The sequence below is a fragment of the Halomonas sp. HG01 genome, from assembly GCF_000968715.2.
Taxonomy (GTDB): domain Bacteria; phylum Pseudomonadota; class Gammaproteobacteria; order Pseudomonadales; family Halomonadaceae; genus Halomonas; species Halomonas halophila.
Map to the genome: position 1 here is coordinate 3,016,178 of NZ_CP022134.1, position 12,818 is coordinate 3,028,995.

At 67.7% G+C, this 12,818-nt stretch carries 15 protein-coding genes; 7 read left to right on the forward strand and 8 right to left on the reverse strand.

What is annotated here, in order from left to right; translation table 11 throughout:
- The first annotated feature begins 96 nt into the window (after window positions 1-96).
- Together UN84_RS14315 and UN84_RS14320 are read left to right on the forward strand one after the other, a co-directional pair.
- The gene (locus UN84_RS14315; protein ID WP_046078272.1) at window positions 97-417 is read left to right on the forward strand and encodes a hypothetical protein; all 321 of its coding nucleotides are present in this window, start codon (window positions 97-99) and stop codon (window positions 415-417) included.
- A 115-nt stretch (window positions 418-532) separates the two neighbouring features.
- Complete coding sequence (locus tag UN84_RS14320; RefSeq protein ID WP_161796799.1) at window positions 533-676, forward strand: hypothetical protein; 144 nt, start codon at window positions 533-535, stop codon at window positions 674-676.
- 87 nt (window positions 677-763) lie between these two features.
- Here UN84_RS14320 and UN84_RS14325 read toward each other — a convergent pair whose 3' ends face one another.
- Window positions 764-1,312, reverse strand: coding sequence for a hypothetical protein (locus tag UN84_RS14325; RefSeq protein WP_202020701.1), 549 nt, complete (start codon window positions 1,310-1,312; stop codon window positions 764-766).
- A gap of 216 nt (window positions 1,313-1,528) precedes the next feature.
- Here UN84_RS14325 and UN84_RS14330 point away from each other — a divergent pair, with 216 nt between their 5' ends.
- Complete coding sequence (locus UN84_RS14330; RefSeq protein ID WP_046078273.1) at window positions 1,529-2,416, forward strand: S66 peptidase family protein; 888 nt, start codon at window positions 1,529-1,531, stop codon at window positions 2,414-2,416.
- Between the two features lie 22 nt (window positions 2,417-2,438).
- Here the strand turns inward: UN84_RS14330 and UN84_RS14335 are convergent, their stop codons facing one another.
- Window positions 2,439-2,861, reverse strand: a complete 423-nt coding sequence (locus UN84_RS14335) for a DUF6789 family protein (protein ID WP_152662829.1) — start codon at window positions 2,859-2,861, stop codon at window positions 2,439-2,441.
- 314 nt (window positions 2,862-3,175) lie between these two features.
- Here UN84_RS14335 and UN84_RS14340 point away from each other — a divergent pair, with 314 nt between their 5' ends.
- Both UN84_RS14340 and UN84_RS14345 read left to right on the forward strand, forming a co-directional pair.
- A complete protein-coding gene (locus UN84_RS14340) occupies window positions 3,176-3,382 on the forward strand; it encodes a cold-shock protein (RefSeq protein WP_016853567.1) in 207 nt (68 codons plus the stop codon).
- A 195-nt stretch (window positions 3,383-3,577) separates the two neighbouring features.
- A complete protein-coding gene (locus tag UN84_RS14345) occupies window positions 3,578-4,567 on the forward strand; it encodes a bile acid:sodium symporter family protein (protein WP_046078275.1) in 990 nt (329 codons plus the stop codon).
- Window positions 4,568-4,677: 110 nt separating this feature from the next.
- On the opposite strand, the gene UN84_RS14350 is transcribed toward UN84_RS14345, so the two are convergent.
- The 6 genes from UN84_RS14350 to UN84_RS17545 form a co-directional block, all read right to left on the reverse strand.
- On the reverse strand, window positions 4,678-5,964 hold the full coding sequence (locus UN84_RS14350; RefSeq protein WP_173835020.1) for a dicarboxylate/amino acid:cation symporter: 1,287 nt from the start codon (window positions 5,962-5,964) through the stop codon (window positions 4,678-4,680).
- A gap of 72 nt (window positions 5,965-6,036) precedes the next feature.
- The gene (gene yghU / locus UN84_RS14355) at window positions 6,037-6,906 is read right to left on the reverse strand and encodes a glutathione-dependent disulfide-bond oxidoreductase (protein ID WP_046078278.1); all 870 of its coding nucleotides are present in this window, start codon (window positions 6,904-6,906) and stop codon (window positions 6,037-6,039) included.
- Between the two features lie 217 nt (window positions 6,907-7,123).
- On the reverse strand, window positions 7,124-8,110 hold the full coding sequence (gene hemB / locus UN84_RS14360; RefSeq protein WP_046078279.1) for a porphobilinogen synthase: 987 nt from the start codon (window positions 8,108-8,110) through the stop codon (window positions 7,124-7,126).
- 165 nt (window positions 8,111-8,275) lie between these two features.
- A complete protein-coding gene (locus UN84_RS14365) occupies window positions 8,276-9,148 on the reverse strand; it encodes a putative RNA methyltransferase (protein WP_046078280.1) in 873 nt (290 codons plus the stop codon).
- 116 nt (window positions 9,149-9,264) lie between these two features.
- Entirely contained in the window at window positions 9,265-10,164 is a 900-nt protein-coding gene (gene bla, locus UN84_RS14370) for a class A beta-lactamase (RefSeq protein ID WP_046078281.1), read from the reverse strand.
- 202 nt (window positions 10,165-10,366) lie between these two features.
- Window positions 10,367-10,852: a GNAT family N-acetyltransferase gene (locus tag UN84_RS17545; protein WP_082090821.1), complete on the reverse strand. Its 486-nt coding sequence runs from the start codon at window positions 10,850-10,852 to the stop codon at window positions 10,367-10,369.
- A 294-nt stretch (window positions 10,853-11,146) separates the two neighbouring features.
- On the opposite strand from UN84_RS17545, the gene msrP reads away from it, so the two are divergent.
- On the forward strand, window positions 11,147-12,163 hold the full coding sequence (gene msrP / locus UN84_RS14380) for a protein-methionine-sulfoxide reductase catalytic subunit MsrP (RefSeq protein WP_046078282.1): 1,017 nt from the start codon (window positions 11,147-11,149) through the stop codon (window positions 12,161-12,163).
- Window positions 12,163-12,786, forward strand: coding sequence for a protein-methionine-sulfoxide reductase heme-binding subunit MsrQ (gene msrQ, locus UN84_RS14385; RefSeq protein ID WP_046078283.1), 624 nt, complete (start codon window positions 12,163-12,165; stop codon window positions 12,784-12,786). Before msrP ends, msrQ begins: the two co-directional genes overlap by 1 nt.
- Window positions 12,787-12,818 lie beyond the last annotated feature (32 nt).

Consider the following 12,818-nt stretch of genomic DNA (forward strand, 5'->3'; position numbering starts at 1 on the left):
TGCCAGGCCCCGAGCCGGCCGCTGTGTTCTTCTTCCGACGGAGCCTGCCCCACGATCGATCATTCATTCCAAGCCAAAGCCGATAAGGAGGTTCGCATGAAGGTCTACAAGCCCGAATGGCGTTGCACCCTGAGCGTGACCGAAGGCGCGGAAACATCGGCCAGCTGGAGGACTCGCCTCGCCTGGCGACTGAGGCGGCTGGCCGACCGTCTGGACGACGGTGGAAGAACGATCAAGCTCGACTGCCACACCGAGCCCCGGGTGGCCCGGGAGGACGTCGACGACTGCCTCGGCAAGGGCTTCCTCATGGCCCAGGAACTGCTCACCGAACTCACCCAGCAGGCCGCCTGCGAGGACATCATGCGCGATGCCAAGGCGGAACTCTTCGAGCGGGCCGCCACCGATCCCAAACCCTGAGCGCGATCCGCCGCCCTGCCACGGGCGGGGCGGCGAGCGGTCATCGAATCATCATGCTGCACCGCAGCAAAACGCGCTACACTGACGGTACCTCCCCCCAGAGAGGACCGCCACCATGCCGTCCGACTCCGTGATCTTCGACAGCTACGTCCTGAAATGCTGGGCCGACGCCGCCCGCCTCCAGACCCTCGCCCTGGAGGCCCTGGCCGACTTCCTCGACGCCCCTCGGCCCCACCGGCAAGACGCCGATCGCGACTGACCTAGCGACAGCCTCCATGCGCTCGTCCCCCGACGCCGCTCAGGCGGTGTGTTCCAGCCGCCGAATTCGACACCGCCCGCACACGGCCTAGGGGCGCGCGTCCACCGGCACCATCAGATGCTGATAGTCGGTGCCCTTCCACATCAGGTAGGGGCCGCCGTTGTCGGGATCGGCAGGGAAGGCCTCCAGCAGCGCCGGCGGCCCGATGATCATCAGATGCGGCCCCTCGACCACCCACTGGTTGTCCTCGGTGGGTCCCTCGGCGTACGGGTCCAGGTTACTCGCGCCCTCGTCGCCCGCCAGCATGTAGGCGATGCCCAGGCGCTCCGCCGTGAAGGGCTCGCGATTCTGCCAGGCCTGGGCCCAGGCCATCCATGCCTCGTCCAGGCACATGGGCGCCCGCCCGCTCATGCTCGGCGGCGTGGGCATGCAGGTATAGCCGTTGTCTCCCTCCTGCAGCACCTCGCCTTGCCAGTCGACCACGGTGGCCCCCTCGACCATGCCCGGCCAGGTGGCGCCAAGGGCATCCTCCAGCAGGCTCATCGACGCCACTTCCTCGGCCTGCCCGACACCGCTGACGGACAGGCCTGCCAGGGCCAGCCCCGCCAGCGCTCTTTTCGCGATTGCCGTCATCATCTGCTTGCCCTCCCCTCGCTGAACCGGTCGCGCAGCGCGTCTCGCTGCCTTCTCAGTCAAGCCAAGGGGGCTACGGCGGGCCACCTGAGAACGTCTCAGTCACAAGGGATGAGCCATGCCAGTCGAAGGCATGACATGCGGCGGGGACGCCCGTGACAGCCGGCCATATCCCGCCGACAATGCCGAGCCTAGCCTTCGCCCCACGAGGAGTCTGCCATGCCGCTCGCCGTCAGCCTGATCGCCCCATCGTCCTTCACCGCCCCCGAGGCCATCGATGCCGGCCTGCGCGGCCTGGAGGCGCTGGGCGTCGAGGTGCGGTTGGAGACGCCATTGCAGGCACCGCAGCGCTACCTGGCCGGCAGCCGCGCGTACCGCCTGGACCAGCTACACGCCGCCTTCGGCGATCCCGAGACCCAGGCGGTATGGGCGGTGCGTGGCGGCTACGGGGCCGCCCAGCTGATCGACGGCATCGACTGGCGTCGCCTGGCGCGCTCGAACAAGCCGCTGATCGGCTACTCGGACGTGACGGTGCTGCTCGACCACTGCCACCGCCACGGCGTGCCGGCCATCCACGGCCCGGTGGCCAAGGCCGCCGCCGGCATGCTCGAGGGAAGCGACGACGAACGACGGATAGTGCGCCAGCAGTTCGAGGAGACCCTGGCGCTGATCGCCGGGCCGACCGTTCTCGACTACCCCATCGCGCCCAGGGCGGAGGCGCCGACCACCCTCGAGGGGCCGGTCGTGGGCGGCAATCTCGCCACCCTCGCCAGCCTGGTCGGCACGCCCGCCGGCTTCCGCGCTCCGCCCGGCTCGCTGGTGATCCTCGAGGACGTGGGCGAGCCCTACTACCGCCTTGAGCGCGCCCTGTGGCAGCTGGTGCACGGCGGCGCCCTGGACCGCGCCGCCGCGGTGTGCCTGGGCACCTTCGAAGGCTGCCGGCCCTACGGCGACACGCCGCTCGAGGCCATCGTCGCCGAGACCCTGGCACCGCTGGGCCTGCCGCTCTACACCGGCCTGCCCAGCGGCCACGGCCTGCACAACCGCCCCTGGCGTTACGGGGCCAGCGGGCGCATCGCCGACGGGCGTCTCAGCGTCGGCGGCTGACCCGCGGCGGCTCGTGCCGGGCCTAGACCACCCCGCGCGTGCGCCCGTAGACGGCACCGATCACCAGCCCGAACACCACGTGGGCGAGCAGCATCGACAGCGGGGCGATCGCCCCGAAGCCCAGGCCAAACAGGCCGGAGCCCGCCAGCGGGAAGACCGTGACCATCACCACCAGCCAGCTGATCAGCCCGAAGGCCAGCCCGCGCAGCAGGTGGGTGCGGCCCGGCAGGTAGGGCGTCACAAGCCCGTAGAGGAAGCCCCAGATCAGGGTGCCCACCGCAAAATGGATCCCCCAGGCCAGCTCACGGCTGTCCGGCGTGTCGAACGCATCCTGCATGGCCAGGTTCATGATCTCGATGGGGTCGTACCAGGGCATGATCCCCGCTGCCAGGCGCAACACCAGGATCATCGAGACCACGAAGGTGGCGACGAACCCGGCCATCATGCCTCTCATCAACCGACTGCCCATGGTGTCCTCCCGGGAGTCGCCCTGTGGCTTGTCAGTATAGGTGCCCGCGGCCCCGTTCGGCGGGCCGCCGACCCCGCCTCGTCGACGCCCCCGGAAAAATAATGCTCGAAAGTCTTTGACCTGAGGCGGCCAGCGTGACACTGTGACGCCAGTTGGTGAGCAAGCAGCATGGTTCCAGAAGCATTCGACTCGTTTCGACCGCCTGTAATTGTATTTCTTGTTGTACCCGCTACTGATTCCTGGGTAATTCCAGAAACTTTACAAGGCGCTTAGCGCGAGAGGATTTTCAAATGGCTACTGGTACCGTCAAGTGGTTCAACGATTCCAAGGGTTTCGGCTTCATTTCTCCGTCCGACGGCAGCGATGACGTGTTCGCCCACTTCTCCGAAATTCAGGCTGAAGGCTTCAAGTCACTGCAGGAAGGCCAGCAGGTCTCCTTCGACGTGACTCAGGGCAAGAAGGGCCTTCAGGCCTCTAACATCAAGGCCATCGACTGATCCCCGGATCACGATGACCCGGTGAACCTCAGGGTTCACTGCAAGAGGGCCCGCTTCGGCGGGCCCTTTTCGTTGTGCGCGCCCCACCAGTTGCGTGGCCAGCGCGGCGCCGTCGACGCCCCCCCGCTGCGACGGCTTACGATTAGCAGGCAAGCCTTATAGAATGATGGCTCATCCTTCGCCGCCAGGGCTCCCATGACGCTGCTGCAACGCCTGCCTATCGACCGTTTCCTGCTGATGCTGATCGCCACCGTCATCCTGGCCGCTCTGCTGCCGATCGACGGCGAGGCCGCCGATGCCTTCGGCTGGCTGACCAAACTGGCCATCGCGCTGCTGTTCTTCCTTCACGGCGCCCGACTGTCGCCACGCACGGTGATCCAGGGCATGACCCACTGGCGCCTGCACCTGGTGATTCTGGCCTGCACCTTCGCGCTGTTCCCGCTGCTGGGGCTGCTGATCGGACTGTTCGCCCCCGGCCTGCTGCCGCCGGCGCTGGCCATGGGCATCCTGTTCCTGTGCGTGCTGCCCTCCACCGTGCAGTCGTCGATCGCCTTCACCTCGATGGCCGGCGGCAACGTGCCGGCGGCGATCTGCGCGGCCTCGGCCTCGAACATCCTGGGCATGTTCCTGACCCCGCTGCTGGTCAGCGTGGTGATGGCCACCGGGGATAGCGGCGGCTTCCGGCTGGAGGCCATGGGCGCCATCCTGCTGCAGCTGCTGGCGCCCTTCCTGCTCGGGCAGGTGCTGCAGCGCCGGATCGGCGACTGGGTCCGGCGCAACAAGTCGTGGCTCGGCGTCGTCGATCGCGGCTCGATCCTGATGGTGGTCTACCTGGCCTTCAGCGAGGCCATGGTCGCCGGGCTGTGGCAGCGGCTGTCGGCCTCGGACCTGGCGGTGATGGTGGTGGCCGACTGTCTGCTGCTGGCCTGCGTGCTGGGCATCACCATCGCCGCCAGCCGCCGGCTGGGCTTCACCCGCGAGGACGAGATCGCCATCGTCTTCTGCGGCTCCAAGAAGTCGCTGGCCAGCGGCGTGCCCATGGCCAACGTGCTGTTCCCGCCCCAGACCATCGGCACCATGATCCTGCCGCTGATGCTGTTCCACCAGATTCAGCTGTTCGTCTGCGCGGTGCTGGCCCGGCGCTATGCGCGACAGGCGCCGGCGAGCGACGCCGCCTCGAGCTGAGGGCCCGGCCGCCCTGCCCCCGCGTCACCGCGCTGCGAAGAACGGAAAAACCCGCCGGATGGCGGGTTTTTCATGCTCGCTTGGCGGGTGTCCCGCCGCCGCTGGCTCGCTCAGGCGCGGGCGTCTGCCGTCGCTGCCGACTCGCCGTCCTCGACGGGCCGCTCGCTGAGGCGCTCGCCCTCGCTGCGGCCGATCACGGCGGTACCGACCAGGTCGCCGGTGACGTTCAGCGCCGTGCAGCCCATGCCGACCAGGGCATCGATGGCGGTCAGCAGCGCCACGGCCTCGATCGGCAGGCCGACCTGGGAGAACACCGTGGCGATCATCACGATGCCCGCGCCCGGCACCCCGGCGGTGCCCACCGAGATCAGGGTGCCCACCACCACGATCTGCGCCATGCTGGCCAGATCCAGCGACATGCCCGCCACGTTGGCGGCAAACACCGCCGAGATGGCGATGCGGATCGCCGCGCCGTCCATGTTCAGCGTCGCGCCCAGCGGCAGGCTGAAGCCGTAGAGCCCGCGCGAGAGTCCCAGCCGGCGCGCCGCATCGAGGGTCAGCGGCAGGGTACCGGAGCTGCTCTGGGTGGCGAAGGCAGTGGCCATGGGCGTGCGCGCCTCGCGGAAGAAGCGCCGCGCCGACACGCCGAAGCCCTTGAGCAGGCCGAGATAGACCAGCAGCTGCACGCCCAGCGCCACGTAGAGCACCACCACCATGTCGCCGAGCGACAGCAGCGTGCCGAGGCCCTGCTGGGCCACGGTGCCGGCGACGATGGCGAACACGCCCACCGGCACCACGTGCAGGATGCCGCTCATCACCTTGAGGGTCGCGGCGTTGAGCGCCTCGATCAGCCCGTGCAGGCGCTCGCCCAGCTCGGCGTGGGCCTCGGACTGGCGCAGCCGGGCCACGGCCAGGCCGAACACCAGGGCGGTGAAGATGATGCCCAGCAGGTTCTGGTCGGCGAAGGCCTCGACGATATTGGTCGGCACGATACCCAGCAGCACCGAGAGGATGCCGGGATTCTCCGGCACCGACATGGAACCGGCGCCCTCGAGCGTCATGCCCTCGCCCGGCGACAGCAGGCTCGCCACGGCCAGGCCGACGACGATCGCCAGCGCCGAGGTCACCAGGTAGTAGAAGAACACCTTGCGCCCGATGCGTCCCAGGCTACCGCTGCGGCCCTGGTTGACGCCGGACATCAGGGTGAACAGCACGATGGGCAGGATGATGAACTTCAGCAGCCGCATCAGCAGCTCGCCCAGCGGCGCCAGCGCCTCGCCGACGGCGGGCCCGCCGATCAGGCCGACCGCGGCGCCCAGCACCAGGGCGACGGTGACGCGCAGGATCAGTGAGCTGTCGCGATAGCCACGCCACAGGGGTAACAGGAAAGTGAACATCTGGACCTCTTCGGAAACGATAAGCGCCGCGGACCATAGGCCCACGGCGCTCGGGGTGCAAAGATCAGATGGTTAGGAGCTTATAACGTCCTGAGTCTTGTGCTGGAAGTCGCTGGCGTCGTGACGCTCGTGCAGCTGCGTTTCCGGCTCGCCGAAGGTGCGGTTGACCATGCGGCCGCGCTGCACCGCCGGGCGGGCATCGATGGCCTTGGCCCAGCGCAGCACGTGCTCGTACTCGTGCACGCTCAGGAACTCGGCGGCGTCGTACAGGCGACCCAGCACCAGCTGGCCGTACCAGGGCCAGGCGGCCATGTCGGCGATGGTGTACTCGTCGCCGGCCAGGTAGGGCGACTCGGCCAGGCGCCGGTTCAGCACGTCGAGCTGGCGCTTGGTCTCCATGGCGTAGCGGTCGATCGGGTATTCCAGCTTCTCCGGCGCGTAGGCGTAGAAGTGGCCGAAGCCGCCGCCGACGAAGGGCGCGCTGCCCATCTGCCAGAACAGCCAGTTCATGGTCTCGGTGCGGCCGCTGAGATCGCCCGGCAGGAACTCGCCGAAGCGCTCGGCCAGGTAGAGCAGGATCGAGCCGGACTCGAACACCCGGATCGGCTCGGCCGGGCCGTGATCGACCAGCGCCGGGATCTTCGAGTTCGGGTTGGCCTCGACGAAGCCGCTGCCGAACTGGTCGCCGTCGCCGATGCGGATCAGCCAGGCGTCATACTCGGCGTCCTGGTAGCCCAGCTCGAGCAGCTCCTCGAACATCATGGTGACCTTCACCCCGTTGGGCGTGCCCATGGAGTAGAGCTGGAACGGATGCTTCCCGACCGGCAGCGGCTTGTCGTGGGTCGGCCCGGCGACGGGCCGGTTGACGCTGGCGAAGGTGCCGCCGCTGGCTTTTTCCCAGCTCCAGACCTTCGGCGGAACGTACTCGTTACCTTGGCTCATGGGACCTCCTGGCTATCGGATGATGGACGTCAGACTAACACGTGGGATCACGTTAGCATCCTATCAACCCGTTAGCGGCCGTCTATCGTTCGCCATCCGCCTCGATTATCCACGCCATTGGGGCACGGACCGACACCCAGCCACGCACACAAAAAACCACCGCCCTCTCAAGCGGTGGTTCTTCGTCTTAGCGGCAGTGCGCGGCGCTGGCCGGGGCCTATTTCCCCGCCAGCCACTCCGCGACCTGCCTGGTGTAGTAGCTGACGATCAGGTCGGCGCCGGCGCGCTTGAAGCCGACCAGGGTCTCGAACACCACCTGCTGCTCGTCCAGCACCCCGGCCAGGGCGGCGTACTTGATGCCGGCGTATTCGCCGCCGACCTGGTAGGAGGCCAGCGGCAGATCGGTGCGCTGGCGCAGGTTGGCCAGCACGTCGAGGTAAGGCGTACCCGGCTTGACCATCAGGATGTCGGCGCCCTCGTCCTCGTCCAGCAGCGCCTCGACCAGCGCCTGGCGACCGTTGGCGATGTCGAGCTGATAGCCCTTGCGGTCGCCCTTGAGCTCGCTGTCCACCGCGGTGCGGAAGGGGCCGTAGAACGCCGAGGAGAACTTGGCGGAATGCGCGAGGATCGACACCTGCTCGAAGCCGGCGGCGTCCAGGCCCTCGCGGATGGCGCGCACCTGGCCGTCCATCATCGCCGAGGGCGCGAGCATGTCGGCGCCGGCCCGGGCCGCGGCGACGCTCTGCTTCACCAGGTTCTCCACCGTGGCGTCGTTGCAGACGTGGCCGTCCTCGACCACGCCGCAGTGGCCGTGGCTGGTGTATTCGCAGAAGCAGATGTCCGGGATGACCACCATCTCCGGGCAGGCCTGCTTGATGGTGCGGATCATGCGGGCCAGCAGGCCCTCGTCGTTCCAGGTGTCGCTGCCCAGCTCGTCCTTGTGGCGGGAGATGCCGAACGGCATCACGTAGCGCACGCCCAGCGCGGCCAGCTCCTTGATCTCGGCCTCGACCATGGCCTCCGGGTAGCGGACGATGCCCGGCATGGCGGACACGTCCTTGGGCTCGTCGATGCCTTCCTCGATGAAGATCGGATGCACCAGGTCGTTGAGGGAGAAGTCGTGCTCCCGGACCAGATCACGAATGGCCGGCGACTGACGCAGCCGGCGGGGACGACGCAGGGGGGAGACTTCGAGTTGGCTCATGTTCTAGGTTCCGCTTGTCGGCCCCTCGCGTCGCGCCTCGGCGCCGCGATAGGGCCTGGGAATGATGGGTCAGGCGTCTACGCTAACATGGCGCCACGTTAGCGCCCTATCAACTGCGACCCTTCGCCTCACCGGAGGAAAACGCTGGCACGCGGCCGACCCGTGCTATTCGCGCACCAGCCGCGTCAGCCGCACATCCACGGTGAGGGTGAGCGAGGTCAGCGCCGCGGCCTTCTCGCGCCCCTCGGCGCTGGCGCGGTGCAGGTGCGGCGTCATCGCCAGCAGGTCGGCGATGGGCTCGGCGCCCTCGAGCGCGATGGTATAGCGCAGCGTCTCGGCGGGCCGCCGCGTGAAGCCCTCGGGCGCGGCCTCGTCGTCCTCGCGGGGCGGCTTGAGGCTGGGGTAGATGATCTCGCGCAGCTCGCGCAGGTGGTCCGGCCCGGCCTCGACCAGCAGCAGCTCGCCGCCCGGCCTCAGCACCCGGGCGAACTCCGGGTAGACGGGGAAGCCGAACAGGCACAGCACGCGGTCCAGGCTCTCTGCCTGCACCGGCAGATGGGCGTTGGTGCCCACCACCCAGGTGGCGGCCTTCTCGCGCTTGGCGGCGGCCAGCACCGCCCACTTGGAGATATCCACGCCCAGCAGCGACAGCGTGGCCGCCCCGCCCTGCGCTGTCTCACTCTCGGTCGCCACACTGGCAAGCTCGCGCAGCGCTCGTAGATAAAAGCCCTCGCCGCAGCCGGCATCCAGGCAGCTCAGCGTGCCGCCGGCGGGCGCTTCGGCCAGCACGGCCCGGCCGACCGCCTCGGCGATGGGCCGATAGTGGCCGGCCTCGAGGAAGCGCCGCCGCGCCGCGACCATCTCCTTGCTGTCGCCGGGATCACGGGAGCGCTTGTTCTGCACCGGCAGCAGGTGCACGTAGCCCTGGCGGGCGATATCGAAGCTGTGCCCGGCCGGGCAGCGCCAGGCGCCGTCGCGGCACTCCAGCGGGTCGCCGTCCAACGGGCAGGCCAGCGCCTCGAACGATGTGGTGCTCATTGGGTCGCCCATCCCCTTTCGTTGCTGCGTTCATGGCGCGCGGCATGACGCACTCATGCCACGGCGGTGTTCACGGTCGCGCCCTCGAGCCCTGCCCGATGGCGCGCTGGGCGACATTATACGTGGGCGGCCAGCCTTCCGACGGCGGCAATGGTCTCGTCGCGCTCGGCCCCGGTCGCGTTGGGCATCAGGGTATAGGCGACGGCGATCACCGCGCCACGATCGCCCGGCCAGGCAATGCCGATATCGCTGGCGTTGCCCACGCCGTTGGTGCCGGTCTTCTCGCCCACCAGCCACGACGACGGCATGCCGGCGCGCAGCCGGGCGTCACCGACCTTGCCCTCGATCATCCAGGACGCGAGCTGGTGCCGCGACGAGGGCGACAGGGCATCGCCCAGCAGCAGGGTGCGCAGCGTCGCCATCATCGCCAGCGGCGTGGTGGTGTCGCGCTCGTCGCCCGGGTGGTCGTGGGTGTTCAGCGCGGGCTCGACGCGATCCAGCCGGGTGGTGTCGTCGCCGATGGCGCGCAGGAAGGCGGTGACCGCCTCCGGCCCGCCGACGCTCTCGATCAGCGCGTTGGCCGCCGCGTTGTCGCTCCAGGCCACCGCCGCCTGGCACAGCTCGGCGACCATCAGACCGGGCTCGCCCAGCCGTTTCTCGGTGACCGGCGTCCAGCCGACGAGATCGCCCTCCTCGATCACGATGCGGCGGTCCAGCGTCTCGCTTCCCTCGTCCACCCGGGCCAGCACCGCCGCCGCGATGAAGCACTTGCCGGTGCTGTTGAACAGGAAGCGCTCGTGGCCGCGATGGCTCGTCACCGCACCGGTGGCCACGTTCATCAGCGCCACGCCCACGCGGTCGTCGGCCGACCGCTCCAGCTCTCCCAACTCCCGCTCCAGATCAGCTGCCTCGGCGGATGTGGTAGACGCGCTAGCGAGCGCCGGCTGGCCCGCGGCGAGCATGGCGCCGGCGGCGCTTATCGTCCCGAGGACCTGGCGGCGTGAGAGGGTCGGCATGGTGGGGCTCCTGGGTGGGGTTCGGCGAAATGGGAGCGAGCAGAGTAGACGGGGTGTCAGGCGCATGGCAAAAAAGAACCCGCCGTTGGGCGGGTTCCTGTGGAGTCATCTCATGGTGAGGTCATCAGGTTCTGTCCCTCGTCTGAACTTGGTCGAGGGTATTCGGCAGAGCTGATATAGCGCAAAAACGAAGCGGCGCGTCTCATGCGTCTGCCTTTCGTGCCTTGTCAGGCATCGCACGCATAAACAAAATGTCGCCCGTAGATTCTGAGTTCACAACAACGAATCCCAAGCTTGAGTACAAGGAACGTGCCGTATGGTTATCTCGATATACACGAAGAGTCACCATGTGAGCGCCGGTTGAGCGAAGCGCTTTATCCATGAGCCTCTCGCACAAGAGACGACCCGCACCTACCCCCCGAGCTTCGGGTGAAACAATGATTCTCCCTATGTGCACGGCTCCATGATCCGTCATCCAGAACTGACCGAAACCAACACATTGGTTGTTGCTATCAACCAAACAGTAGCTAGCGCAGCCTTCCACCTCGAGGAGTTCAGGCAAGTTCTCCGACGAAAACGGAAACGGCACTAAGGGGCCGGCCCAGCGAGCACAAGCCTTCTTATCGACCACCCAAGAAGCAATAGCCTCGTAATCGGCCGTCTGTGGAGTTCGCAGAGTTGCTTCCATATGACTAACACCTTGAGAGCTGACAGGATGCGTGGCCCAGCGAAAACAACGCCTAAGTTTACTCGAGGGATCGCCACTGCACCGGTGGCGACGTTCAAAGTCGCCACGCCCACGCGATCATCGTCCCGAGGACCTAGCGGTGAGAGGGGATCGGCATGGTGGGGCACCTGAGCAGCATCAGAGCGAGCACTTCACATTACAAAGCTGTCATCTTGCCGTCAGGGTTTTCACGGGGCCGAGGTGTCACGATGACTAGACTCGTCGTGCCCACGTCCCCGCCAGTGGAGGCCTCCCATGCTGATCAACATCGCCAAGCCCAGCGATCTGCGCGAATCCGATGTGACACCGGAATCCATCTACTTCTCACGCCGCCGCTTCATGGGCGGCATGGCCGGCCTGGGGGCGGGGCTCGCCCTGTCCGGCCGGGCCCGGGCCAGCGCCGACTATTCCGATGTTCCCAGCGGCGATGCGCCCGCCTGGCTCAAGGAAAAGCTCGATGCCTCCCGTCGGCGAGCCATCGTGCCGGACGACCCCGAGCAGGACGCGATCGCCCCGTTCGACGACGCCAGCGGCTACAACAACTTCTACGAGTTCGGCACCGGCAAGTCCGACCCGGCCCGCCGCGCCGGCGATCTCGAGACCCAGCCGTGGAGCGTGGTGATCGACGGTGAGGTGAACAACGGCGGCCGTTTCGACCTGGAGGATCTCGCCCGCCCCTCCCGCTTCGAGGAGCGCATCTATCGCCTGCGCTGCGTCGAGGCGTGGTCGATGGTGATTCCCTGGCTGGGCATTCCCCTTGCCGAGGTCATCAAGCGCGCCGAGCCGACGAGCAAGGCCAAGTACGTGCGCTTCGAGACCCTGGTCGATCCCGAGCAGATGCCCGGCCAGCGCTCCTCGTTCTCGCTGATCGACTGGCCCTACGTGGAGGGGCTGCGCCTGGACGAGGCCATGCACCCGCTGACGCTGCTGGCCCTCGGCATGTACGGCCGCGAGCTGCCCAACCAGAATGGGGCGCCGCTGCGGCTGGTGGTGCCGTGGAAGTACGGCTTCAAGAGCATCAAGTCGATCGTGCGCATCTCGCTGGTGGAGGAGCAGCCGGTCAACTCCTGGCAGCGAATCGCCCCGGAGGAGTACGGCTTCTACGCCAACGTCAATCCTCGGGTCGACCACCCTCGCTGGAGCCAGGCCAGCGAGCGGCGCCTGCCTAACAGCCTGTTCAGCCCCAACACCATCGATACGCGGTTGTTCAACGGCTACGCCGACGAGGTGGCACAGCTGTACGCGGGCATGGACCTGCGGGAGCACTTCTGATGACGGCGCGGGGCAAATGGCGGCTCTGGCGCATCGGCGTGTTCCTGGCGGCGCTGGCGCCCCTGCTGCTGTGGGGCTGGCAGGTCGCCAACAACGCCGCCGGCCCCGAGCCGGGGCGCTACCTGCTGCTGAATCTCGGCCTGGGTGGGCTGTGGATGCTGCTGCTGACCCTGAGCCTGACGCCGCTGACCAAACTCACCCGCTGGAAGGGCTTTGCGCTGATCCGCCGGCAGCTCGGCCTCTGGACGCTGGCCTACGCCAGCCTGCACCTGCTCAGCTATGCCCTGTTCATCCTCGGGCTCGACTGGGCGATGCTCGGCAGCGAGCTGGTCAAGCGCCCCTACATCATCGTCGGCATGCTCGCCCTGGCCGGCCTGGCGGCCCTAGGCGCGACCTCGAACCGCTGGGCGATGCGAAAGCTCGGCAAACGCTGGAAGCCGCTGCACAAGCTCTCCTACCCCATCCTGGGGCTGATCCTCCTGCACTTCCTCTGGGTGGTGCGCGCCGACCTCGGGGAGTGGACCCTGTACGCCTTGGCGTCCGCCCTGATCATGGCGACCCGCTTGCCGCCGGTGGCCCGGAGTCTACCGAGGTTTCGCCAGCGACTCGCCAATAGCCATTAATTGGGGTCGGTCCCTGAGGGATCCCCACGTTT